At 68.1% G+C, this 24146-nt stretch carries 25 protein-coding genes; 15 read left to right on the top strand and 10 right to left on the bottom strand.

What is annotated here, in order from left to right; all coding sequences use genetic code 11:
* Positions 1–136 precede the first annotated feature (136 nt).
* On the bottom strand, positions 137–718 hold the full coding sequence (locus ACFWXQ_RS43765; RefSeq protein ID WP_383952611.1) for a hypothetical protein: 582 nt from the start codon (positions 716–718) through the stop codon (positions 137–139).
* A 97-nt stretch (positions 719–815) separates the two neighbouring features.
* Positions 816–941, bottom strand: coding sequence for a hypothetical protein (locus ACFWXQ_RS43770; RefSeq protein ID WP_383952609.1), 126 nt, complete (start codon positions 939–941; stop codon positions 816–818).
* A gap of 327 nt (positions 942–1268) precedes the next feature.
* Between ACFWXQ_RS43770 and ACFWXQ_RS43775 the strand changes: the two genes are divergently transcribed.
* The 4 genes from ACFWXQ_RS43775 (at position 1269) to ACFWXQ_RS43790 (ending at position 3901) form a co-directional block, all read left to right on the top strand.
* Positions 1269–2228, top strand: coding sequence for a hypothetical protein (locus ACFWXQ_RS43775; RefSeq protein WP_383952607.1), 960 nt, complete (start codon positions 1269–1271; stop codon positions 2226–2228).
* A 38-nt stretch (positions 2229–2266) separates the two neighbouring features.
* Positions 2267–2524, top strand: coding sequence for a hypothetical protein (locus ACFWXQ_RS43780; RefSeq protein WP_383952606.1), 258 nt, complete (start codon positions 2267–2269; stop codon positions 2522–2524).
* 393 nt (positions 2525–2917) lie between these two features.
* Positions 2918–3649 (top strand): DsbA family protein, encoded by a 732-nt coding sequence (locus ACFWXQ_RS43785; protein WP_383952604.1) that lies wholly within the window; start codon positions 2918–2920, stop codon positions 3647–3649.
* Between the two features lie 93 nt (positions 3650–3742).
* Positions 3743–3901, top strand: a complete 159-nt coding sequence (locus ACFWXQ_RS43790; protein WP_383952602.1) for a hypothetical protein — start codon at positions 3743–3745, stop codon at positions 3899–3901.
* Positions 3902–4009: 108 nt separating this feature from the next.
* Here the strand turns inward: ACFWXQ_RS43790 and ACFWXQ_RS43795 are convergent, their stop codons facing one another.
* A complete protein-coding gene (locus ACFWXQ_RS43795; RefSeq protein WP_383952600.1) occupies positions 4010–4327 on the bottom strand; it encodes a hypothetical protein in 318 nt (105 codons plus the stop codon).
* A gap of 114 nt (positions 4328–4441) precedes the next feature.
* The gene (locus ACFWXQ_RS43800; RefSeq protein ID WP_383952598.1) at positions 4442–5767 is read right to left on the bottom strand and encodes a helix-turn-helix domain-containing protein; all 1326 of its coding nucleotides are present in this window, start codon (positions 5765–5767) and stop codon (positions 4442–4444) included.
* Between the two features lie 526 nt (positions 5768–6293).
* On the opposite strand from ACFWXQ_RS43800, the gene ACFWXQ_RS43805 reads away from it, so the two are divergent.
* Entirely contained in the window at positions 6294–6482 is a 189-nt protein-coding gene (locus ACFWXQ_RS43805; protein ID WP_383952596.1) for a hypothetical protein, read from the top strand.
* A 64-nt stretch (positions 6483–6546) separates the two neighbouring features.
* Here the strand turns inward: ACFWXQ_RS43805 and ACFWXQ_RS43810 are convergent, their stop codons facing one another.
* Both ACFWXQ_RS43810 and ACFWXQ_RS43815 read right to left on the bottom strand, forming a co-directional pair.
* Complete coding sequence (locus tag ACFWXQ_RS43810; RefSeq protein WP_383952594.1) at positions 6547–8940, bottom strand: Helicase associated domain protein; 2394 nt, start codon at positions 8938–8940, stop codon at positions 6547–6549.
* Entirely contained in the window at positions 8937–9725 is a 789-nt protein-coding gene (locus ACFWXQ_RS43815; RefSeq protein WP_383952592.1) for a hypothetical protein, read from the bottom strand. The genes ACFWXQ_RS43810 and ACFWXQ_RS43815 overlap by 4 nt, the downstream gene beginning before the upstream one ends.
* Before the next feature lie 340 nt (positions 9726–10065).
* Here ACFWXQ_RS43815 and tap point away from each other — a divergent pair, with 340 nt between their 5' ends.
* From tap to ACFWXQ_RS43840, 5 genes are read left to right on the top strand one after another with little or no spacing between them, the layout of a single operon-like run.
* Positions 10066–12168: a telomere-associated protein Tap gene (gene tap / locus ACFWXQ_RS43820; RefSeq protein ID WP_383952590.1), complete on the top strand. Its 2103-nt coding sequence runs from the start codon at positions 10066–10068 to the stop codon at positions 12166–12168.
* Positions 12169–12172: 4 nt separating this feature from the next.
* Entirely contained in the window at positions 12173–12397 is a 225-nt protein-coding gene (locus tag ACFWXQ_RS43825) for a hypothetical protein (protein WP_383952588.1), read from the top strand.
* Positions 12398–12400: 3 nt separating this feature from the next.
* Entirely contained in the window at positions 12401–12961 is a 561-nt protein-coding gene (tpg, locus tag ACFWXQ_RS43830; RefSeq protein WP_383952586.1) for a telomere-protecting terminal protein Tpg, read from the top strand.
* Between the two features lie 9 nt (positions 12962–12970).
* The gene (locus ACFWXQ_RS43835) at positions 12971–13576 is read left to right on the top strand and encodes a hypothetical protein (protein ID WP_383952584.1); all 606 of its coding nucleotides are present in this window, start codon (positions 12971–12973) and stop codon (positions 13574–13576) included.
* 12 nt (positions 13577–13588) lie between these two features.
* Entirely contained in the window at positions 13589–14191 is a 603-nt protein-coding gene (locus ACFWXQ_RS43840; protein ID WP_383952582.1) for a hypothetical protein, read from the top strand.
* A gap of 1612 nt (positions 14192–15803) precedes the next feature.
* Here the strand turns inward: ACFWXQ_RS43840 and ACFWXQ_RS43845 are convergent.
* The gene (locus tag ACFWXQ_RS43845) at positions 15804–16787 is read right to left on the bottom strand and encodes a PIN domain-containing protein (protein ID WP_383956938.1); all 984 of its coding nucleotides are present in this window, start codon (positions 16785–16787) and stop codon (positions 15804–15806) included.
* Positions 16788–16996: 209 nt separating this feature from the next.
* On the opposite strand from ACFWXQ_RS43845, the gene ACFWXQ_RS43850 reads away from it, so the two are divergent.
* Entirely contained in the window at positions 16997–17737 is a 741-nt protein-coding gene (locus ACFWXQ_RS43850) for a hypothetical protein (protein ID WP_383956941.1), read from the top strand.
* 87 nt (positions 17738–17824) lie between these two features.
* A complete protein-coding gene (locus ACFWXQ_RS43855) occupies positions 17825–18376 on the top strand; it encodes a hypothetical protein (RefSeq protein ID WP_383956944.1) in 552 nt (183 codons plus the stop codon).
* Between the two features lie 118 nt (positions 18377–18494).
* Here the strand turns inward: ACFWXQ_RS43855 and ACFWXQ_RS43860 are convergent, their stop codons facing one another.
* On the bottom strand, positions 18495–18896 hold the full coding sequence (locus tag ACFWXQ_RS43860; RefSeq protein WP_383956947.1) for a hypothetical protein: 402 nt from the start codon (positions 18894–18896) through the stop codon (positions 18495–18497).
* Positions 18897–19058: 162 nt separating this feature from the next.
* Here ACFWXQ_RS43860 and ACFWXQ_RS43865 point away from each other — a divergent pair, with 162 nt between their 5' ends.
* A complete protein-coding gene (locus tag ACFWXQ_RS43865; RefSeq protein WP_386270326.1) occupies positions 19059–20297 on the top strand; it encodes a hypothetical protein in 1239 nt (412 codons plus the stop codon).
* Positions 20298–20782: 485 nt separating this feature from the next.
* Positions 20783–21229 carry a DUF6300 family protein gene (locus tag ACFWXQ_RS43870; RefSeq protein WP_383956579.1) on the top strand — a complete coding sequence of 149 codons (447 nt, stop codon included), beginning with the start codon at positions 20783–20785 and terminating at the stop codon, positions 21227–21229.
* 91 nt (positions 21230–21320) lie between these two features.
* Here ACFWXQ_RS43870 and ACFWXQ_RS43875 read toward each other — a convergent pair whose 3' ends face one another.
* Together ACFWXQ_RS43875 and ACFWXQ_RS43880 are read right to left on the bottom strand one after the other, a co-directional pair.
* A complete protein-coding gene (locus ACFWXQ_RS43875; RefSeq protein WP_383956577.1) occupies positions 21321–21740 on the bottom strand; it encodes a hypothetical protein in 420 nt (139 codons plus the stop codon).
* A gap of 56 nt (positions 21741–21796) precedes the next feature.
* Positions 21797–22267: a hypothetical protein gene (locus tag ACFWXQ_RS43880; protein ID WP_383956574.1), complete on the bottom strand. Its 471-nt coding sequence runs from the start codon at positions 22265–22267 to the stop codon at positions 21797–21799.
* 148 nt (positions 22268–22415) lie between these two features.
* On the opposite strand from ACFWXQ_RS43880, the gene ACFWXQ_RS43885 reads away from it, so the two are divergent.
* On the top strand, positions 22416–24014 hold the full coding sequence (locus ACFWXQ_RS43885) for an ISL3 family transposase (RefSeq protein ID WP_383956571.1): 1599 nt from the start codon (positions 22416–22418) through the stop codon (positions 24012–24014).
* Positions 24015–24146 lie beyond the last annotated feature (132 nt).

Below are 24146 nucleotides of genomic sequence, written 5' to 3' on the forward strand. Positions count from 1 at the left end.
CGACCGCGTCCTGGAGCGTATCGGGCTCGCACTGGCCGGACGGGCCGGCGCGAGGATGGCGGCCCAACTGGGCCTTGGTGCCGGGCGGATGACGCCCGGGCACACCCGTTGCCGACGGCACCTGGCGTGGGGCCCGTCAGGTGCGGTCAGGGCGCCGTCGGGCGAGAGCCCCCATGACCGGGTTGTAGCTGATCTGACCGCACCATAGGACGGAGGGGTGGGGTTCGCTGTGGCGCCGGACCGCCTCCGCCAGGGTGCGCCATCCGACCTGGGGCAGGGGGATGCGGTAGCGGACTCGGGGCAGTTGTGGTGCCACAGGTTCGTCATCGCGGATCAGGGCACGCAGGACGGGGTCGCGGTCATCGGCCGGGCCGCGGGGGACCACTTCCAGTGATACGGCCTGTGCGGTGTAGTACACGCCGATGCCGGCCACTGATTCCCACGGGATGACCTGCATGGCACGGCCGTTGTGCACCCACAGTCCCATGTGGTCCGCGGCGATCTTCTGATGCCGCTGCCGCCACGCCACCACCAGCATCAGCACGCCGAGCGCGCCAACCCCCACCATGACCACTACCGCTGCGGAGACCCGGCCCGTCACCAGTCCGGCCACCCCCGCGACCCCCAGGAGAAGCGGGATGGCAGCCGCAATCAAGAGGCCCAGCACGGTTCGGCGGCCGGCATTGAGCACAGTGGCATGAGGGGATGGAGAAGGCATGACACGAAAGTTTAGAAGGCGTCGCACCGCGTACGAACGCCAGTCGTGCCGGTCCTGGTGCGCACGGCAGGCGGACAGGAGCCGAAGGAAGCGACCTCTAGCCGAGGAGAGCCGCGATCCTGCGCGCACCGTCCGACGAATTCGTCGTCAGCCGGGCCCACGACCCATCCCGGAAGGAGATCTTGAAGTCGGACTCGGCCATGCTGAACCGCTTGGTCTCCACGCCGACGATTTCCTTCCGGGGCAGCGTCCAGAGGACGGCCTCGGATCCCGGAACCTTCTCGCCACCGCGCCGTGGCGGTCGCGATAGATAGCGCCATTTGGGCATCGTTGTTGACACTCGCTCGCGTTGGCCGGCCCATCTGTCACCGGGACCAATGTGCCCTGCTGGTCAACGGCCCCGCGCCTCCTGACGGCCGAGCCGCCGAGGCACCAGTGTCATCCACCTCGACCGGTGCCATCTATCGCAACCCCAGCACCTCAAGCAGCCAGCCCTGCGTTGTCAGTGGGGCCGATACGGTTGATCCTTCACACTGGTGGGGGGATCACGATGACGACCGCGCTCGACCCGCAGACTGCAAAGCGGCTGGCTTTCCTGCGAATGGTCTACGAGCAGGGCGTGCAACAGTCGCGGCTGCCTGCTCCGCTGAACGCGCCCGCGCTGCTGTTCTTCCACGACTCGGTGGAGCTGTTCCTTGTCCTCGTCGGCGACCACCTGCGCGCCCAGCTCGACAAGAAGACCAACTTCCTCGACTACTGGGATCGGCTGAAGAAAGCGCCCAACGGCGTCCACTTGAGCGGTCTCGCTGGAATGCGGCGCTTGAACGACCACCGGAACGGACTGAAGCACGCCGGGAACATGCCCACGCCCGATGTTCTGGATCAGGCCCGGGCCGACGTCGCTGCGTTCTTCGACGACAACGTGCCGCGCGTCTTCGACGGCCTGCCCTTCGACTCCATCGACATGTCCGATGTAATCCCGCAGGACGAGGTACGCGCCGAGGCCAAGGAGGCGAGCAGGCGAGCCTCGGACGGGTCTCTGGCCCTCGCCATGATGTCGCTGTCATACGCCTACGCGGTGCTCATGCAGAGCCGAGCCGTGCGCGACTTCGGACCGCCGCTGAGCAAAGAATCGTTCTTCTCCAGGAGCCTGGAGAGTGCCTTTCGCAGGTTCGGTGACCACCGAACGGCACGACTTGGTGCTCGCCTCGGACAGGTGAGCGAAGCCGTCGTTGAGATGCAGGACGCGATGCGGATCATGGCTCTGGGCCTGGACGTGAACCAGTACAGGCGCTTCTGGGACCTACTGCCCAGCATCCGGTACCACGACAAGGACAAGGACGCCGAGGCGGCGCTGCGTGACGAGGAACGAGGGCAGGTCGCGGATCGCGAAGAGTTCGAGTTCTGCCGACAGTTCCTCGTCACTGCGGCTCTGCGCGTCGCTGACGTCGAGGCCCATCGGCAGATGCCGTCTTGGCAACGCCGGAGGACGCAGGCCAGTGAGCGATAAGCTCAGATCTCTGCCGGGAGGCGGGGACGGGGGTGGCCGTGTACGCGAGTCCCGACGACGAAGCTACCGCGCGCCTGCTCGTCGTTGCTGCCTTCCACGGCACCGCTGCCAAGGCTGACGAGCACGACGACGTCTCCATCGGTGAGTTCTCCCGCGCCGTCCTGCGCCGTTTCGACGAGTACGGGGAGCTCCAGGGCCGCCTCTACGACGTCGTCCGCGGCTACGCCCGCAGGCACGCCTCGACCGATGAACAGGCAGCGCTGGAGCGCTGGATCGCGGAGAAGACTGACTCCTGACGCGTCGGCGCCCAAGTCAACATACGCAACCGCCCCGCCTGGCCTGTGAGAATTCCGTCGGCTCTGCGCAGAAGCCGCTGCTCCAGGTGCTGCTGGCCGAAACACCCCGCAGGGACGGCGTCCGCGGCCGGGGGAACGCTCTGAGACTGCGCGCGTGGGGCATCGGCACGCTGCGGGACGGCAGTACGGGTGGGGGCTCATCACCCACTCGTTCTACACGGACGTGGCAGGGAGGCCACGGATTGCGTCAACGCGGTACTGAGGGAGGGCAGTTGGACCGGGCATGGTGCCGTGTGGTGAGCGGGCGTGTCGTGGGCCGTGGAAGTGGAATTTGCTGTGCGTTTGCCATGCTGATGATCTAAGGTCTCGCTGTTCTCTGGGGAGGGATTGCGCATGGTGTGTAGGGGGCGGTGGGCTGTGCTGTGCGCGGCCGCGGTGCTGATGGTGGCGGGGTGCGGGCAGCGGGCGGCGGAGGCCAAGCCCAGGTTCGAGAGCGCGGAGAAGCTGCCGGAGACGCTCCACAGGGACGGCACCACCATTCTGGTGGGTGACCCGGACGCGAAGATGACCGTGCGCCTGTATGAGGATCCGCGCTGCCCGTACTGCGAGGAGTTCGAGACCACCGGCGGCTCTCCGAAGCTGCGGGAAGCGATGCTCGACCGCAGGGTGAGAACCGAGTACACCCTGGCCTCCTTCCTGGACGACCGGGTCGGCGGCAGCGGGTCGAAGAAGGCGGTCAATGCTTTGCGCGCCGCGCTGGAGGAGGGCAAGTTCGTTGAGTACCACGAGGTGCTCTACGCCAACCAGCCCGAGGAGAGCGTCGACGGCTACACCGACGCCTATCTGCTGGAACTGGCCGGCGAGGTGGAGGGTTTGCGCGGCCCGGAGTTCAACGCGGCCGTGAAGAGCATGAAGTACCGCTCCTTCGTGGCCGCCTCCGAAAAAGCGTACGAACGGGCCGGGGGCGCCGAGGATCCAGAAGGCCCCGGGACGCCCACCGCTGTGATCAACGGCAAGCGGATCCCGCTGGAGTACAACGGCCTGCTCTTCGACGGCGATGCCTTCGCCGGACTGCTGCAGAAGATTCACGCCAAGCCCTGGGAGTGGGAACAGACCTCCTTGTGACCCAGAGCGCCACCCCACAGCCGTCCGAAGGACGCCGTTGGGTTCGTCATCCTGCCCCGCCGCTGGGTTGTCGAACGCTCGCTCGCCTGGATCATGCACGCCCGCCGTCATGCCCGGGACTATGAACGGCTCATCCAGCACTCGGAATCATTGATCACCTGGGCCGCGATCACGCTGATGACCAGGCGCATCACCCGCCGGTCCTCCCGCAGGAGCGGACAGCCCGCCTCCGGCGAGGCCAACCGGGACTGATCATTCTCAAGTTCACGGTCGGCAACTCCACCCAGACCTGCCCGGGGCCCCGGGCAGGGTCCGGGAGCCCACTTTCCCACGAACTCCCGTGATCCCGTGGTCAGTTCATCAGTCGGCATGCTTGGCCAGGCGCTGGTGCGCTGCCTGACGGGAGACTCCGAGGGCACGGCCGACAGCATCCCAACTCACACCAGCACTGCGGGCGAACCGCGCTGCGGGAGGCATCTGGTCGGCGACCTGCCGTTCTAGGGTCGCGAGCGCGGCCAGCGCGGCCAGTGGGTTATCCAGACCGACGGCCGCGACCTGCTGCCGGACGGCAGCCAGTGCCTCACTCAACTCGATCGGCATTGCCGGTGGTCCGGTCTCCGGCGACGCCACACCGTCGCTGTCCGGCTGTCCCTGCATAAGGTCCGTCACCCCTCCCATGTCAAGACTCCTTGACAAGCCTCAGCTTGACGGCTCACCCAAGCCGCTGTCAAGGATCCTTGACAGCGGGCAGGTGGCGGGGTCGTCTGTCATGGCGGCTTCAGGAACAGGTACTCATGTTTCTTCGATGAGGTCGTGCTGCCGCGCCCAGACCGTGAGGGCGCCTCGGTTGCGATCGGTGAAGCCGTCGGTGTGGAGTTCTCCGTCAGGGGTGATCAGCCCCGTCTCTGGGATGCCGTAGGCGTGAAGGAGTTCGTCGGCCAGGACAGCGGTGGCCTGGAGCAGGCCCCTGCCGTGATCTGCCACATCATCGATCAGCACGGTGGCTTCGGAGTAGGCGTACTCGCATGGTTGCGTGCTGGTCGGCAGGCGTCGCCCAGTGTCGCGATGCAGGCGATCGACGGTCATGGGCACCGGATCGCGGTACTCCGCGAGCGTATGCATGGTGGCGTCGGGATGGGAACCGATGTCGTTCACCAGTACGGCCTTGACCGCGGCTGTCCCGCTGGCCGCAGTCCGGTCGCGGGCATGGCCGGCCAGGAACGGCAGCGCGCACAGCAGCTGGTAGACGACTTCTCCCGGTTCGACGAACTGCAGATCGACTTCATCGCCCCTGATTGCCGACTGGTGTCTGTGGAGCGGAAGAACGGTGGCTGCGCTGCCGTCACGATGCAGTTCCGCCCGTGCTCCCTGGTTGCCCCTGTCCTCCTGGGCAATCAGCCGGCGCGCTCCAACGGTGACGTGGTTGAACAGCGGGTGGTCCTGCCCGAGGTGGAACTCCGTGCCCAGAAGCTCGACCCGGTTCCGTTCGAAGGTGCCGGCGTTGATGACCATGTCGCCCGGGACCTCCGGGACCAGGGCCACGATGAGCTGCGGAGTGTCACGCTCCACGACGGACAGGACGATGTCGCTCTCCACATCGGTCAGCCGCTCGTCGCGGGCGGCTGCTGCTGTGTACCGGGCGCGGTAGGCAGTGGCCACCACCGTTTCGGTGAGCCAGTCGGTCTGGCTCCCACCGCGCCTGGGGTAGCGAAGGACGTCCTTCGACGCTTTCGTCGGAGGGGCGGTCACGGCGTGAGGAGCCTGCGGGCTGCGAGGAACGGCCAGGAGCAGGAAGCCAGTGCCAGGAGCGTCGGGGTTCGGGACGGGGATCGTCTCGTAGGGGACCGGCGGGGCCGTGTTGTTCGCGATCACCTGACGCATACGCCTCAGATGGTGGTCATCGAGGTCGACGTCGAAGACCTGGCTCGGCACGCCCCTGGCCTCCGCCACGCCGAGAACGAGGACACCGCCTTGGTGGTTGGCAAGAGCGGCAACGTCCTTGGCCAGCTCCTCTTTGCCCTTGTCGTCGGATCCGTAGTGGGACTTCTTGTAGTCGAGATCCTCCGCTTCGGCTGCCTCAGGGTTTCCCACCAGGCCCTTGACGTCTTGGTAGCTCAAGTCATCCAGCCGCGCTCCGAACAGATCTTCCAAGCGCCGTGATCGCATCAACATGCATGAGAACTATCCCCAGGGCCCGACCCGCCGCAACGTCTTTGACGATGCGGGCCTCCCGCGCCTGACAAGCTGGTGCGCGGACGGGCCGCCATGCTTCCTCGGACGGTTCCGCAGCCGCCTGGCCAGGCCTACGCTGCTTCCATGCCGAAGGAATCTCGCGAGGCCAGGCGGGCACGGAAGGCTGCGGCCAAAGCAGCTGCGAAGGCTCGTGCCGCTCGTATCCGGGCCGGTGAAGTCCCCGACTACCTACTTCAGCCGGACCGGGCTGTCCGACGGCCCCAGCCGCCCCAGCACAAGGTGGTCAAGGCTCCGATCGAACGGCCCGCCAGGGCGATCATTCCCGCGAGGGACACCCCGCTTCAACCACGGGACCGGGAGCAGTACGCGGACAACGCCCCGCCGGTATGGGTGAGAGGTGACCCCCGTGCCAAAGATGACTAGCGGGCCGGCCCGGTCATGGCATCCAGGGATGACCACGGCCTCGAAAGAAGACATCCAGCACATGCGGCCGAAGCAGCGGAACAAGTACCGCCGTCTCGGGTTCACCTGGGCAGAGATCAAGAAGATCGACCGCGCGATCGGCCGCGGGCAGAGCACCCTCACCCTCAAGACCACGGCCGGCGAGATCACACTCGTCCTCCCGCCCAAGTGGCGGTGACCACAACACAAAGGGGCCGCGCCGACTACTCTCGGCATGGCTCCTTGCGGTGTCTGCGACGCCGTTACGCGGCTGCCCACTCCAGCCCGAGGTCCGCCAGCTGCCGGAGCCTGTCCGCGGTGAGCTTCCCGCGCCTGCTCCTGCTGTTGCTCAGGAACACCCCGAGCTTGACCTCCGTGCCGTCCTCCAGCCGCTCTACGTGCGCCCTGGGGACGATCACGGAGCCCTCCCGGGCCTTGTACTGTGCCAGGGCCGCAACACCCCGCTCGAAAGCCCCCACGGATGTCGTGGACGGCTTCGGGGGCTCTTCCGGTCCCGGGGCCAGCGGCGTGATGCCGAGTTGCTCCAGGCGCTCGCGCTGCCCGTCCATCAGCTCCTGCCACACCGTGTGCCGGCGCTGCTTGTGGAGCCAGCGGCCGACGTCCAATCCGTGCACCGTGACGCCCGGCTCCACGTACGCGAGCGCGCTCTCCTCCACGAGCATCTCGCGCACCGCTGCGAAATGCCGCTGCCAGACCGTCGGCCAGTCCGGGTTCCAGTCCGGGTCGATCGCCTTCAACGCGGCATCCCACTCGGGGTGTTCGTCCAGCACACCGGGTCGTCGGAGGTTGGACAGCCACTGGCCCACCTGGCGGTCCAGCGTCGTCGCGTCCCGGGGCGCGCACAGCGTCCAGTGGTCCTCGAAGTAGGCGCGGGCCGCCGCCAGGTTCTCCTGGAAGCGTTCGTCGGCGACGGACCACACCATGCCCAGCTTCTCCAGCCGTCGGGCGCGCAGGCCGTTCATCTGCCCGGCCCCGTACGCCCGCCGCTGCTCGGCGATCCACTGCCCGAGCGGGTAGGCGCCTTCCTTGTGGCCGTAGGGCACCCTGGCGTGGGCCTCGCGGTCGGTGAACCTTTTGAGCGCTGCCCAGCCGCGGGCCCAGTCCTGGCGTTCGGTGTCGATGACGTTGAAGGACACCCAGTCGGCGATCATGTTCGGGTCACGCGGGGCGGCAAAGCGCAGCAGCAGACGGGATTCGTCCTCGTCTTCCTCCGGTGGCGTGCCGATGTAGGTGGACGGCTGCACGTCGGCCTTCTGCGGCTCCTGCGGGATGGCGAGCAGTTCCACGGCCTCTTCGTCGTGCGCCCGCAGTCCCTGAAGAACTTGCACCAGGGGCCGGTAGGAGGCGGAGGTGAACATGTCCTCCGGCTCCTCTCCCGGCTGGAGGAACACGGGCACGATCAGCGAGGCCAGCTTCCTCTGTCCGGGCTTTTGCCGCAGAGCGCGGCCGATGGCCTGGACGATGTCGTGGGGTGCCCCTTTGGGGTCCAGCAGAGCGACACTGTCCACGGCCCGGATGTCGACGCCCTCACCCAGGACCCGGCAGTTGGAGAGCACCGCCCGCAGGGCGGTGATGCCGAACTCGCCCAGCACCGAGCGCCGGTGCTCCGCTTCGTGCTCGCCGCACAGCCAGTCGGCCCAGATCCTCGCCGGATACCTCTCCGGCTGGTCGGCGTGCAGTTTCGCCGCGACGCGCTCAAGGCCCTCCGCGTAGGCCTGTGCCTCGATCGTCCGGTGGTGGAAGGTGATGCACGTGCTGAGGCTGTGTTCGGCCATGGTCCGCAGCAGCGCGGCGTGGAGCGCTCCGAGCCGCTGTCCGCGCACCTCTTCGCTGCGCCGTTCCTCGCCCATCAGCCGCTCCGGCGTGACGACCGGGTCCCTCAGTTCCATGACGATGATCTGGTACCGGGCGAGCAGCCCGCGGGACACCGCCGATGCCAGGGAGAGCTTGTAGAGCACGGGCCCGAAGACGTCTTCGTCGTCCATGGAGGCCGCCATCTCCTGCGGCAGCGCGTCACGGACGCCTTCGGCGACCTCCCAGTGCGGGGGGCGCTCCTGCCAGATCCTGGGGGTCGCCGTCAGATACAGCCGCCGCGCCGCCGGGATGATCTCCTGGTCGTGGACGGCGGCCCATGCTTTCCCCATCGAGCCGCTGGTCCGGTGCGCTTCATCCACACACACCAGGTCCATCGGGTCCAGTTGCTGGCCGTAGGCGCCTGCGAAGGCTTCCGCCAGGACGCCGAGCGAGGCGTACGTCGCGTAGATGGTGACGGGCCCGTCGCCGTGCCACAGCGACAGCTGGATCGGGTTGGTGGTGCACCGGACCTTCAGTGTCCACAGTTCGGGGTCGTCGTGGAGCGAACACACCGCCACGGCCGTGCCCTTGTGGCCGGCCGCGCGCCACGCCCGCACGGTCTGGGTCAGCAGGTCCAGCGTCGGCACCAGAACTAGGACCCGTCCCTTGGGCGCGATCCGCTTGGCCGCCGCGGCGGAGATGATGGTCTTTCCCGTCCCGCATGCGGCGTTCACCTGCCCCCGCAGGCCGTTCGGGGGGATCCCGCCGGGCGAGATGTCGAGCCCTCGCACGATCGCGGCCACGGCCTCGACCTGGTGGTCACGCAGCTTAATCCCGGTCACCGGCCGTCCCCTTCTCGGTCTCGTGTGTCGTACAACCAGGCGTCGTGGAGCCGCTCCAGCGTGGTCTCCTCATGGCCCTCTTGATCCCACATGCCGTCCAGCCACATCGGAGCGCTGTCGATCCTCTCGCACAGTGCGAAGCACGCGGGCAGGTTGATGAGAACGAGCTCTTGCGCGAACGTGCCGCTGGGCCCGTATCGGTGCCACAGCCGCTGGAGTCGCTCGCGGTTCTCCCGCAGGTACTTCTCCAGCGCCTGCGGATAGTCGGCCCGCTCCGCCAGGCGCACGGTCCGCAGCGCGATCCCCACGAGCTCTCGAGACAGCTCTGTGTCCCATTGCTGGGAGCTGGTGGCGGTCACCGCCGCGTAGTGCTGCTCGCAGGCGGCGAGCGCCTGTTCGACCAGTTCCGGGGGAGTCTCGCCTTCCTCACCTGTCCGTGTGCTGGCGGGGGTTGGCTGTGCGGCTGCCTGCCGTCGCAACTGGTGTGTGAGGAACTGCCGGGTGGAGGCTGCGATCCCGTGCTGCTGGCAGAGGAAGTCGGCGGCGTCCACCAAGTCGTCGCACTCGCGCCGCTCGGAGGGAGCCGACCCGGCCCGCTCGACTAACTGGCGCTGGGCCCCGGCTACCGCGCCGGCCTCGATGGCACACATGAGTTCGTCGGCTGCCTCGGCGCTCAGGCCCGCGGCTGCCAGGACCGCGTGGACCTGGGCCCGGGCGTTCACACCGGCCATCTGGTACTCGGAGATCCGGTGGAAAGGATCGCTGTTGAACTGGCGCGCGCCCATCGTCACCCCATCCCGCCGTCCGCGCCGGGGCCGTCACTGCCCGGCGGTAGTGACGCGGTGCTGTGGGCGGTGGCCGCCGAACGGATCGGCTCGTCCTGAGTCGGCATGTCGCTACCTCCATCCTGGACACTAGCAGAAGTTATCCCAATATTTAACCGACACATTAACCCTTACGAGTGACCATTCCGGGAGGGGTCGCCTCGTAGTGCCTGGTGGAGGGGCATCTCCTTGCCGTCTGGACGTCGTCAGGTTCCTGCCGCACCCATCACCTGAACGAGTAAAGGAAGAGGTTAAACGGGAGGCTAAATTCTGCTAGTGTTCGAGGTGGAGGTAGAGACAAATGGCATCTGAGGAAGAGCTGTTCGCGTCGGTGGACGCACTGCTGGAGGAAGAGCCACAGCTCCCGCCACCAGCGGAGCGTGCCCGGCTGCGTGAGGCGGCCGGCGTCACCCAGGCTCGCCTCGCGGCCGCATTGAAGACGTCGACGCAGTCCGTGAAGAACTACGAGAACGGCCGCTCCGAGCCGAAGTCGCCGCGGCTGGAGGCGTACCAGCGGCTGCTGAGCGGCTGGGCAGCAAAGTACCCCGCGTCCGGCGCCACCCCGGCTCCCGCCCCGGCCGTCCCACAGCCGGTGCCGGAGACGTTCACCGGCCCCGCCGTGCCCGAACCGGAAGCGGAGACTGCCCCGGTACTCGCCGCCGAGACTGCGCCGGAGCCACAGCGCCCCGCTGTCCGCCCGGCGACGTCACGCCGCCCGGGGCGGAAGCGCGCCGCGCAGGTGGCTACCGACGCGCGTTTCCCGCACGGCCCGCTCGCGGTCCTGGACAGTGACGGCTGCGCATACGGCGTCAACGGCCTCGTGCTCGACTGCCCCGCGACCACCATCCCGCAGCTGGTGGAGTGGACACTCACGGAGTCCCGACTCGGTGCGCCGCGCCTGAACCGCAACGGCAAGGACTCCGACCCGCTCATCGTCCTCACCGCGGCCGCCGCGGTGAAGTTCGGCCTGCCGGAGCGTCTGGAGGACCGCCGCGGCCTGCGCCTGGAGGAGGACCACCCGGTCGTCAAGCAGATCGTCAAAGCGAAGTGGCAGCTCACCCGGCGCGGGTTCGGCCCGTGGGCCCGGATCTACCGCAAGGCCCAGGGGAGCCAGCGGCAGTGCGTGCAGCTCGCGATCCTGCCGTGGGACGCACTCGACGGGCGGTCCTGGCCCGGCGTCGCGGACATGGAGCCGGCCGACATTGCACGCGTCCTAAGTGTGTACGCCCAGCGCGTCATCACACCCCGCGGCGGCACGGCGGTCAACGGGCTGGAGCTGATGACCGCGCTGCGCCCGCCGACCCGCGCCGTGCAGGACAAGGACACCGGCAACTGGACCTCCGGCCACAACCCGGGCTCGCTCGGGACGGAGCCGGTGGACCCGGCGCCGCCGGAGGCCCGGCCCGAACACCCTGTCGCGCAGGGCTGGACGGGCGGGTTCCTGAAGGAGGAGGCGTACGAGTGGGTGCGGGAGGTGGACCTGCTCACCCATGAGGAGTGCGCGCGGCCGTATGCGGTCGGCCTGGACCTGAACACGGCGTTCCTCGCCGCCGCGGCCCGGCTCACCGTGGGCCTGTCCGCCCCGGACCACTTCCATGCTCCGGCGTTCAACCCGAAGATCCCCGGCTCCTGGCTGGTCGACCTGTCCCACATCGAGCTGGACCCTCGCCTGCCCAGCCCGTTCACGCCGACCGGGCAGCGCCCGGAGGAACCGGCCTGGTACCAGACACACACCGTCGCCTACGCCCAGGAGCTCGGCTACAACGTCCAGCCCATCGAGGCGTATTTGCGCCGGGAGACCGGCGCGTACCTGGATCCGTGGCACGACCGGCTCAAGGCCGCCTACCTCGACACCCTCGCCGACCTCGGTGTCACCAAGGACTTGTCCGACACCGAGTTCCTCGCGGCGATGGAGCGGCACAAGCAGATCGACCCCGCCCTGACGGCGGTCCTGGCCGCGATCAAGGGGACGGTGAAGGGCGGGATCGGCAAGCTGTTCGAGGGGCCGCAGGGCAAGGGCCACCGCGACGGTGAGCCGTGGCCGGCCATGCAGCGCCCCACGTGGGCGCCGTGGATCCGCGCCGCCGTCATCTCCAAGGCGCGGGTCAACATGCACCGCAAGTTGCTGAACATGGCCAAGATGACCGGGTTCTATCCGCTCGCCGTACTGTCCGACTGCGTCGTCTACCCGAGCCCCGGCAGCAGCCCGCTGGACTTCCTGCCGTACGCGGCCTCCGGCAAGCCGCAGCCGGGCGCCTTCCGCCTCGGGCCGACACCCGGCCTGGCCAAGCTGGAGGGCGTGCAGGAGATGGCGTGGGCAGTCGACTTGATGGAGCAGGGCTACAATCCGGCCCGGCACATCAAGGGCGATGGTCACGACGCCGTTCTAGACGGGGGCGAATAGAGCCGTGGCCGACGTCGGCACCGGCACCTCGCGCCTCGAAGCCGAGGCCGAACGGGAGCGGACGCTGGACCGGCTGGAGGCCCGCATGGAGGCCCTGCAGTACTCCATGCGCACCCGCCGCAACTCCCCGCGGTTCGCGCTGTGGCGGCACGACCTGCACGAGACGCGTGAGACCTGGTTCCAGCTCGTCGACCCCGACGGCCAGGACCCGACCCCCGAAGGGAGCTGAACTGTGGGAGACATCGACGACGCCATCGCGCGTGCCGAACAAGAGACCTTCACCCAGGCAACGCCCAAGACGCTCAAGGGCCAGATCAACTTTCTGGTACGGCAGTTGGGCAGCGCGAAGGCCGTAGCGGAGGAGATCGGCGTCACCGCCGACTCGGTCAACCGCTACCGGCGCGGCGCCCGCAAGCACCCGCCGAAGGACATCACGGCGAAGATCGACGGCGCGGTGCGCGCCCGCTGGCAGCCCGGAGTGCGCAAGCGCCGCCGCCAGCATGCCGCCGCCACCGGCGGCGTCACGGTGGAGACCCGGGCCCGATTCGGGTACACCGCGCCGGTGGGCACCACCGACGACGGCCGCTTCCGACGCCTCACCGTCCACCTCCCCCCGGCGTACGCGCAGCGCCTCTTCGAGGCTCGCGACACGGGCGCCAGCGACCAGCAGATGCGTGAAATCATCGCCGAAGGCTTTAAGGACGTCTATTTCCAGGACGGCGGAAGCCGCGCTATGGGACTCTCAGATGTCTCCCTCAACGACATTGATTACATCGACATCGACCTCAAATAAGCAAAAAACATGCACCCCACCGAATTAGCGAAAATCGACCGGGCCAAGAGCCCGCTGCTCGCCGCCGACCACGGCCCCGAACTCATCGCCGAAGCGCTGCGCCGCAGCCCGCACATCCTGAAAGTCGACGACGTCGAGCCCGGCGACAAGGCCGTCTGGTTCAGGGACGCGGGCGGTGTCGGCCACACGCTGTCCCTGACCAGCGTGGAGCCGGTCCCCGACGACGGCCCCCAGGGCGAGGCCTACGCCTGGGACGCTGTCGCCGCAGCGATCGGCAACCACCCGGACTTCGTCGACGCAAAGCTCGCCCGGGAGGGCTTCGGCCCGGACAGCCTCGAGACCATCACCGCGATCACCCGCACCGACGACGAGTACACCCTGAAGCTGACCGTGACCCCCCGCCCTCTCGCCGACAGCGTCGAGGAACCTACTGGCCCGGTCGCCGACATCCTCCGGGCTGTCGGCCAGCTCCGCTCCCGCAACGCCAACGATCCGGACCGTGTGGTGTTCGACACGTCGGCCGACCTCCTTGAGCACCTCGCCGGGACCTGGGACCAGCAGGATGACCAGACCCGTCTGCGCGCGGTGGGCCTCGCCCTGGCCCTGATCCTGTAGGAAGGAGACGAGATGCTCGCAACGGTCCCCGCGCCCGCCGGTTTCGGAGTCGCAGAGCTACAGCTCGACATCGATGACGCGGAGCACGAACGGCGTCGCGCCGCCGGCCTGGGGGTCGCCACCGGTCACGGTTTCGGCGGCCTGGATGTACTGATGGCGCTCCCGCACGGCCTTCCTGTCCCGCTCCCGGCGCTCACCGATCACCAGCGCGCCTACGTCTTGCGGGTTCCGGCCGGAATCTGCACGGTCACCGGCGGCCAGGTCGTCCGGCACGTCACACGGCCCTGCCGGGTACGGCTGGCCACGGTGCGGGCGGCGAGCGCCTCTCAACTGGCCCTGGACGCGGTGGACAAGTTCACGACCATCTGCGCACGCCGGGTGATCGTCACCAGGGCCCCCAGCGTGCACTTCCCCGAGAAACTGCTGGAGTTCGGCTCCTACGGCATCGGCGTCTGCCTCCAGCACCCCGACGGGGCTCTGGAGACGTTGGCGGAGCCGCGGCCGTGGAGGGTGAAGCGGCATTCAGCCGAAGCCTGGTGGTTCGCCGAAACCGCGTACGGCCACTTCCTCGCTCAGCAGTCGCCCCCGGCCCCCGCACTGTCGCCAATGCCCTGATCCGGTAGCAAGGAGTTGCACGAGCACGCCCGCGACCGCGAGGACGTCCGCTCCGCCGCTGTCGGAAGGCTCGCCGCGGTTTCTGGATCAACCGCCCGGCCGGACGCCTGTGCGTCGTGGGCATCGTCTGGTTGGGGTGACCCGCGTACGACGCCCCCGCCACGGAGGGGAGCGGAATGAGTCCCTGGGGGCCGGTGCCAGGGGAGCGCGACTTGGACCAGTAAATGCAGCGGCGGCGGCCGCGTCTGTGACGGAGCCGCCGCCGGCAAGAGCAGGCTGACGGTGTCGATGACCCCTGCTTCCACTGGACGACCTGGTCAGCTCTGCTGCTACAGAGCCGGGCACACCTCTGAGCCAAGGGGTCCACCGGAAGTGGAGTCAAACTTCCGCCATCCCGACGGAGTTGGAAACCAACTCTGACCTTGTTATCCCCAGTTGGAACCGATTTAAAAACAACTTCCAAACAACTCCCCATAGATGGATCGAATTTGTAGCGTTTGACTTGGCGCCTCTGCAGGTCACAGCCATGCGAGCTGTCCAGATCAGGCTTGGATTCAGCTGATCCAATGAGGCTGACGCTGCTGATCGGCCCTCTGTGGGCTCGCATGCAAGCAATTGCAAGCAGTTGCTTGCAGAAGGACCCACAGAGGCGCTTATCACCCTGAGATTCGCCAGACGGCGCTCCCGCTGTACAAACTGATCGGCTGGAGTTGCGCTCTGATGCCGGGTGGGACTTCTGAGTCGTCGACCAAGGCCGCGATACGCGAACTGGCAGCCAACCCCACAGCGAATTGACCATGTTTGCAGAGTTGGCGACCAACTTCACTTCAATTGTCTCCGCCGGAGAGCGGCTCATAACCACCTCCTCAGGAACTGCCCAAAGATGGCGCGAAGTTGTAGTGATTGGCCGTGGGCCGTGACTCCATTGATCACTCCACCCTTATTCTTGCGCTTTCTTCACTTCGATCACGAATCCGATCTTCCGGTTTCGGAACTGGTGAGGCAGCAGGAATATCCAGCCTGGAAAAGTGGCCGGATGTGTCGCGAGTTACACACCAACTTCCCTAGTAGGTCCCTTACTTCGAGCGAAGTGCGCGCGTTGGCCAGGATGGTTTCCAACTGGCCTGGCGAGGGGAGAAAGCAGAAACCAGAAAAGACGATCCGAGCGGCTGCTACCGCTCAGTCTTTGCTCGACAGCGAATTCGTGCACACCTCTGAGCCAAGGGAAAAGACATGCATGATCTCCACTCTGATACAGAAAGCGTCGGTCGCGGAAACTCTCACTGGATCCCGGTGATCATCGCTCTCGGGATCGCAGTTACTGCTCTCACCGCAGCCGTCGTCCTGACCGTGCTCCTTCCGAAGGAGCCGGCCGTCGTCACCACTGCCTCAGCAATAGGCGTATCCGGGCTCACAGCAGCAGCGAGTGTTGCTCTGCACCGGCGCTGAAGGGCCGATGGCCTGACTGGCAAGGCATAGCGAGCAGCTCCGTCCCCGGCATGTCAGCTGCCGGGAACGGAGCCGTTCCGCATCGTATCGACGACGCGGGGCACTGCCCCGCGCGCGGCCCGGGCCCGGGAATCCAGGGATCACGGCGTTGGTGGCTGCCACCTCACGGCGCAGGGGTGACCTGCATGTTGCTCCTGCCGAGCTGCCATCGGCCGGGTGCCATCTGGTGGAAGGCGGGGAAACGGTGCAGCAGCCGACCGAGGCCGTCCATCTGCCGACGGTGTGGTTCCTGCACCGCGGCGGGGAGCGCGGCGAGGATGTCGGTGCGCTTCATCGGCTCGGGCGCGCCAGCGAGCAACCGGGCGACCTGGGACAGCACGTCGTCTCCGGCGGTGCCGCGCTGTGCCTGGGTCCAGTCGCGCCCGTGCACCTCGTGCTGGACGAACGGCTCGCCCAGGATCTTGAAGGCCTCCGTGCCGAACCGGGCGAGTTTCGCACGGGTGTCGCTGGAGAACCGGCTGCGGTTGCGGTACGCGTAGGCGCCGGCGGCGGCAACCGCCACTGTGGCGGCCACCGGGTGGGCGCGTGCCAGCCGCGCGGCTCCGGCCAGGCCATAGCCGGCTCCAAAGATCGTGGTGGTGCTGCCCTGCATGCCCGCCTCCGCCCTGCCGATCCGCCCCAGCACAGCCCGTACCGCCTCCCAGTCCGCCACGGCGACGCCCTGGCGGATCAGGTCACGGTCGGCGGCCAGGAGGACGACAGGGGCGAGTACGCCGGCGAGCTGGAGGATGCCGACGTCGCTGAGGTCCTCGTGGGCAAGCTTGTCGGCAGCCGCCGTCATGGGCAGTCCGTTCACGTCTACGACGTGCAGCAGCGGCACGTACTGCTGCCACCACAGCCGCTCCGCCGCCGCGAGATCGAAGGACCGGCCCTCGTTTTTTAGGTCGGCGAGAACGCGCGGGACCTCTGCCCAGACGTAGTGCGGGATGAAGCCGCGCAGCGTACCGTGCCGCATTCCGGCGAGGATCGAGGACGGCTGGCCCCGCTTCAGCGCCGCGGTGACGTCCTGGGTGAGCGCGGAGGTGTCGAAGACTCCGAGCCGAATGCCGCCGCCGGCCGACCGTTGGGGGTAGGTGCTGCTGTGCATGACGGGAGCGTAGGCCCCCAACAGGGCCCTGGTGCACGGGTTTTCCCCAGTGGCGGAACCCTGGCGGGCCAGGGATGTCAGTGAGGTGGACCATCTTCGGTGCATGCCGCCGAAGAAGCCTCTCCCGCCTGCTAGGGCCGGGACGTCGTCGCATCGTAGATCGGGCAAAGGCCCGGGTACGGTGGCGCCCCGCGCTGGATACTCGGGCTATGAGCATGAGCGTGGGGCTGGATCTCAAGACGCAGAAGGCCGCGCTGGAGGGCGTGATGCCGTGGCTGAAACCAGAAGGCCTTGCGGTGGAGGCGCTGACGAAGCTGGACCGGCCACTGCTGGCGTGGATGCAGGACCCCGAGTTCCACATGTTCGACTCGGCAGCTCACTACGCCGAGTACGAAGACGAGCCGGACGGGCTGTCCCGGCTGGAGCGGAAGATCGCGAAGTTGCCGCCGCGCCCGGTATGGGCGATGGAACGGGTCTGGATGCCGGATGAGGAGACCGACGAGGCGTATGACGCCGCGTCTGAGAAGGGCTGCGTGACGATCGGGAGCCGCCGGCTGCACCCGCGCGATCTGGACGCGTACACCACCGTCGCCTACGAACTCGCCGATCTCGCCGACCAGGACGACGAGTTCGACCCCAACGACGCGGAGAGCGACGCGGACCTGGTCCGCGGGGACCTGGACGCCGGCCTGTCCTGGGCCGCCGCGGGTGCGTGTGTCCTGCAGCAGTCGCTGCCCTACCCTTTCCGCGACGTCCTGCCCTACGGGGAGATCGACAACCGGCCCGCTCACCGACTGGTGTACGCCTACGCCAACTTGCTGCGGCTCAAACACCCGCGCAAGGCCGCTGCCTGGTTCACAGCGATGGTCTACTTCAGCCCCATGGACAACATGGGCGCTCGCTTCCTTGCCCCGGGAGGGCCCTCAGACGGCCTGCCGTTCTCAGGCTGACCGTCCATCGGCTCGGTGCGGGTCCAGCCCGGTCACTCAAGACGGCGGGCATGGACCATGAGGGCCTTCGGCAGGACGATGGTCCGCGTGAACGAAGCATGGGCGGCCGTCGTCGCCGCCGTCGCAGCAGGCGTGTTCGCCCTCGCAGGCGGCTACTACGGCAGCCGCCGCCAGACCACCGACCAGGCCGACGTGGAACACGGGCAATGGCAGCGCGGGCAGAGGCAGGAGGCCTACCTCGCGCTCCTCGACGCCTGGGACGCCGCCGTGCGGAGACTCACCGACCTCGCCGGAGACTGGGAACACCAGCTGTACGGCGAAGCGGAACAGCGCGCAGGCGCCGAATTCAGCGACGTCATCGCCGCCCGGACCGGCCGCATCACAGCCGATCTGAAGCGCCCGATGGAACGCGTCCACCTCCTGGGACCCCCGACGGTCGAGGACGCCGTGGCGGGCCTGCGGACCGCGATCGAGCCGGTGGCCGAACATCTGGTCAGGATGGCGGTCAAAGAGGACCGGGCGGCCCCGGAAGACTGGGAACCCTGGGATTCCCTGCTGGAGCAGGCGGAATCGGCACGCGCGGTCCTGGCGGCCGAGGCGAAGGCGGCCCAGAGAGTCAGCCCGCGCCCCGGCAAGTGACCGCACGGGACACGTCCAGAGCCCTGCCGTACAAGGCTGAGCCGACACACGTAAAGGCCCAGGACCGGGTCAGGTTCGGTCGGATCGTGCCTGGGGCTGCCGCTGGCGATCGGGCGGTTCAGATGTCCGGTGTCAGCGCGTCGAACAGGACGCGCAGCTGGCGTACGACGTCCTCGTCGGCGTCGGCCTGGTCCAGGACCTCGCAAGCCGGGGCGAGTACGTCGATGAGCCGGCCGGACTGCACGGTCGGCGGGATGTCGCGCAGTGAGGCGCGGACGAACGGTCCGCTCCACTGGCCGAGGGCGAGGTCCTCGGCGAGCTCCCGTTCGGCCTGCTCCGGCACCCACTGCCCGGCCTCGTACGCCTGAAGGAGCCTGGCCGCGTCCCGGAGAACCGCGTCGGCGAGCGCGATCGTCGTCACGGGCTGCCCAACGAGGCCACGCCGCATCTGGCACGGGGCCCGTGATAGGGCGAGGCGGATTCCGTCCAGCACCACGTATCCGCCCGCCACGTCCGTCATCGCTGCCCACCGGTCGTCACACGCACGGGTGAACTCCAGGCCCGCCGGTCCGGGTGGCTACTCCTTGCGGGTGACAGATTGTCAGTCCTGATGCCTACCGTCCTGGTTCATGACGATTCCCGCGCGCCATGACGGCGCTCGTTGCCCCTCGGCGGTGAGCTCATGAGCCTGACCTCCGGAATCCACTGTCCGCGCACTCCGCTGCGCCGGTTCCTCGACCGCGAGCTGTCAGCCGGCGCACACCCTCTCCGCAAGAACTTCCGCGCCCGGTACCAGGGCGAGCACATGGTCCTGCCCGGCCTCGGCGTCGGCGCCGAGGCCGGCACCGTGGGCACGGCGGTCGACTACCGGCTGCGCTTGGCGTTCACTGCGGCCGAGCCGGTCGACCCGGTCGCGAGCGCGGGCATCCTGCTCACCGGCACCCACACATCCAAGGCATTCAAGCGCATGCACGAGGTCGGTCAGGATCTCGCCGCGCGGCTGCACGAGACGGTCCTGGCGCTCCAGCTCGACAACCGCGGGCTGCCGATGGACCGCGCCCACGACGAAGAGGAGGACCTGGCCCGGCTGTTGCTCGCCACTGCCTGGTACCAGGTCAACTACCGCACCTCGATGGGCTTCGGGTACACACCGCTGGCCATCACCGCGCGCGAGGACTTCGCCGCTTTCACGCTTGAGCGGCTCCTTGAGCTGCCGCACCGCGACATGGTGGCCGACGTCGTCGCCCAGCTCTACAACGCCGCCAGCGGCCCCCTGGACTCCCTGCGGACCCGTACCCGGCCCGAGGACTGCACGCCCGGCCCGACGTTCCCGACCGACCGGATCACCGCGGACGCCGACCTCTGCGTCGACGGACTGCTGCTCGACTTCAAAAGCACCCGGCACACCCGCACGATCCGCCAGGCCGAGGCGTGGCAGCTGACCGGCTATGTGCTGCTCGACACCGACGACCGGTACCGCATCGACACCCTCGGCCTGTACCTCACGCGCTCCGGCACGCTCGCCACCTGGCCGGTGGAGGAGTACCTCGAACTGCTCGGGTCCTGCCGCCGCGAGCTGCCTGTTTTCCGGACCGCCTTCGCCGAGCTCCTCGAAGGCTGCACCGCGGACGCCGTGCCGCACGGCCCAGACGAGGAAGACCAGGTGCGCCGTCTCCTTGAGCGCCTGGCACCCGTCGCCGCTCCCGGCCACTGCCCGGTCTGTACCCACCGCTGTCCGGAATCCGGCGGCCGACGCCGGGAGTTCTGCTCCTCCTGGTGCCGCAGCCGCGCCCAGACCCTGCGCAACAGGGGGCTGCTCGCCAGCGGGCCGGGCCCGCTGCTCCCTCGACCGCGCAAGCAGCACCTTCAGGTGCCTGAGGAGTGCGATGTCACGAGCCTGACGGCACGTCTTTCCAGGTAGGCGCGACGGCTTCAGCGCCGTCGCAGGTCAGAGTCGCGCTCAACCGCGGGATCCCGGGCACGGGTTGTTCTGGTCCTCCAGAACAACCCGGTTTACCTAGTGCTACCGGCTTGCGCTGTTCGTCGCACGGGTGCGGCAGCATTCAATGCCTCGGGTTGTTCTGGTCCTCCAGAACGAGCCGGTTTACCTAGTGCTACCGGTGCGGGTGACGGCACTGGCTTGGTGATGACAGCCTGCAGGTTCAGCGGGACGCTCGACAGAAAGCCAGTGGAGCCCCAGCCGTGTGAGCGCGGCCGGGCTCGCCCCGTCAATCGAGCACTGCGCAGGCTGCCCCCGCGTCTCGCCTCGCCCGCGGGGCAGCCCTTTCAGCCGCCCACCCGCGTTGTTCCGGCCACGGGTTCTCTCGTGCATACGTCTTGACGCTGATCAACGGGCGGGCGGATCGTGGCCATTCGCGCAGTCCACCCCGAAAGAACAGGGCTTGTATGGAGTTCTCCTGGCGCTACCTGGCGTACGCCGACGGGTCGTTCTACCGCATGAGCAACATCGACGGCAGCCTCGACGACTACAGCGACGTCGACCTCGCCCACATGGACGCCATGCGCAGCAGGGACGCCGAAGACGAACGAGAGAAGCCGGCCCGGCCGCCGTGTTCCCGCTGCGGAGGCGGCCTCATGCTGGACTGGCACGGTCCATGGGGGACCGGCGTGTGGATGGAGCTGTGCCCGGCCTGCGACGCCGACAGCCCCGCCGCCCGCGCGTTCATCAGCTGGCATCGCGACCCCGACCGCGATCCCAAGATCCTCCAGAAGCTGTTCGAGGACTGGGAAACCGAGACCATGCACGCCCAAGGCTGGTCCCGCGCTGCCGAACCCGAAGCGCCGTCCGCCCCGCCGGTTCACCCCAGTCTCGTACCACGCGGACAAGGCTGACGGAGAGCACGACGAAGTCCCGGGGGCTCACCGGCGAACTCAAGTGGGGCGTGCGCGTGCTTCACAGTCCGTGAGGGCTCTGGTGGGTTGTTCACCCGGTAGCGGCGAGGTTGGCCATCTGTGCGGCGAACCGGGCACGTCGCTGCTCCGTGAAGCGCTCGGGTTCGGCGGCCTTGATCTCGGGGACAGGCATGACAGGGGAGGAGACCTTCCCGCCGGTCAGCAGGGGGTGGAGTTGGTAGAGGCCGTCCTGCAGGCTCCAGGCGAGTCCGCACTCGCGGAGCTCCTTGAAGCCTCGGTTCACAGTCGGCTTGCTGGCGCCCAGCTCGGTGCACATCTCGTTCTGGCTGATCTCGGCGGTGCCGGTGTCCGGATCGCTCAGGTACAGCAGCTCGTCGAGGACGCGGCGGCCGGCGGTGGAGATGTCGACCAGGGCCAGGAGGCGCAGGACGCTCCGGGGGATCGCAACGGGTGCCTCGGACGGAGGGCCAGGGACGTAAGAGCTGCTCACGGAGCCTCACCACTTCCGATCAGGTCGACGCTGTACTGAGGATATGCCGTGCGAGGTCATGCGCTCGCCTGCTTGCGTACGGGCCGCCGCTGCCGAAGCGTGACGACCTTCTCCTTGCGGCGGGCGGCCTCGATGGCCTTCTTCTCCGCTGCCCGAGCCTCGCGCCACTCGGTGGGGTAGTTGGGGTGCGGAATGATGCAGGCTGGGGCCTTGGCGTCGTTCCAGAGCTTCTGCCACTTCTCCTGCTCGCCAGAGGTGCCGGCCACCGTGAGCCACGGGTTCAGCTGCAGGATGCCGCGCTTCGGACTGCGCATCCAGCCGACGTGGGTGAAGAACTGGCTGGCCTCGTTGACGGAGGCCGCCGACAGGTTGCACCGGGCTTGGAGATCACGCTGGTTGGTCTTCACGAAGCCGCGGGCTGCGGGCCGGATCTGGTCGTCCGCGCGGTTGGCGTTCTGCAGCGCCACGCTCTTGCACCAGACCTGGAACCAGGAGCCGGGCATCTTCAGACTGCCGAGCACGTCCATCAGCAACTGGCTGCGTAGCCCTCAACGGGCTCTGGTCCACTTGTTGTGGTTGCGTACGCTGAGTGACTGTTGATCTTCTCGTGATGATGGCTGAGGTCGCCTGAAAAATCGCCCGACCGGTGGACAACGTGGCCGACAGTTCTGTGCCGTGGACGAAGTACGGCCGCAGCTCGAAGAGTTGCTGTTCTCCTCGCTGGAGAACGTAGAAATGGAGTCGGTCGAGGTGACCGACACGGTCGTCCGGATCGAGGCCCAGAGCACGGTCCGGCAGGCGGCTTGCCCGGAGTGCGGGTGCCGGTCAGGGCGAATACACGGTTCCTACCTGCGGTTTCCTCGTGATCTGCCAACGGCAGGCAAGTTCGTTGTGGTGGCGTTGAGAGTGCGGCGGTTCGTCTGCTCGGAGGAGTCCTGCCCGCGCAGGACTTTCGTCGAGCAGATACCGGGGCTCACCCGCCGGTTCGGCCGACGAACGGAACGGTTGCGATCGGCCCTCGTCTCGGTCGGCCTCGCGCTCGCGGGCCGGGCCGGGGCCCGGATGGCGGACACCTTCGGAGCCCCGGTCAGCCGGAACACCCTGCTGAGACTGATCACTTCGCTCCCGGAACCGCCCACCGTCACACCCCGCGTGGTCGGCGTTGACGAGTACGCCCAGCGCAAGGGCCGAATCTACGGAACCGTACTGGTCGACGTCGAAACACGTCGCCCCATCGCCCTCCTGCCGGACCGGGAGGCGGACACCCTCGCGGTCTGGCTCGCCAAGCGGCCCGGCATCGAGATCATTTGCCGCGACCGTGCACCTTCTTTCGCTGACGGCGCGACCCGTGGCGCCCCGCAAGCCCTCCAGGTTGCCGACCGGTGGCACCTCTGGCGCAACCTGGGCGAAGCCGCAGAGAAGTGCGTCTACCGGCACCGCGGCTGCCTGCGCCCCATGTCGGCACCGCCGGACGAACCACAGCAGGAGGAGGCGGAGCCAGCGATGTCGTCGCCCTGGCCGACGGGCCACCGGTTCGCCGAACGAACCCGTGCCAAGCACGCGACCGTTCACGCACTCCTGGCCGCCGGACACAGCAAACGGTCCGTGGCCCGACAACTCGGCATGGGCCTCAACACCATCATGCGCTTCTCCCGCGCCACCACCCCGGAGCAACTGTTCACCGGCCAGTGGCAGAACCGTGCGACCAGGCTCGATGCCTTCAAGCCCTACCTCGACCAACGCTGGCAGGACGGCTGCACCAACGCCTGGAAGTTATGGGAGGAGATCCGCGAACAGGGCTACTCCGACGGTTACAGCAGCGTCCGCGACTACATCAGGAAGACTCTGCGGGGCAAGCCCCAGCCCATCGGGCCCCGGCCGCCGTCAGCCCGCGCCGTCGCCCGCTGGATACTCACTCACCCCGACGCCCTCACCGAACGCGACCGGCTCCAGCTCAAGGCGGTCCTGGCCAACTGCCCTGAGCTGACAGCACTCACCGAGCACGTCCGCTCCTTCGCCCACATGGTCACCGAGCTGGAGGGCGAGCAACTGCCGGAGTGGATCGAGTCCGCTCGCGCAGCCACCGACCTGCCCAGCCTCAGCCGGTTTGCCCAGCACCTCGAACGCGACCTCGACGCCGTCATCGCCGGCCTCACGCTGCCCTGGAACTCCGGCGTCGTGGAGGGCCATGTCAACCGAATCAGGATGCTCAAGCGCCAGATGTTCGGCCGCGCAGGATTCGAACTCCTCCGCAAGCGAGTCCTGTTGGCGTGACCGAGCGTCACGGCTCCACAACAAGTGGACCAGAGCCTGAGAGTGAAGAACAGATCGGTGATACGGAGGTCGGTGTACGTACCGCCGCGGTCCGTGCCGGCCCACACCAGATGGACCACCGCTTTGTCCGGG

This window comes from Streptomyces sp. NPDC058697, from assembly GCF_042715345.1.
Lineage (GTDB): Bacteria > Actinomycetota > Actinomycetes > Streptomycetales > Streptomycetaceae > Streptomyces > Streptomyces liliifuscus.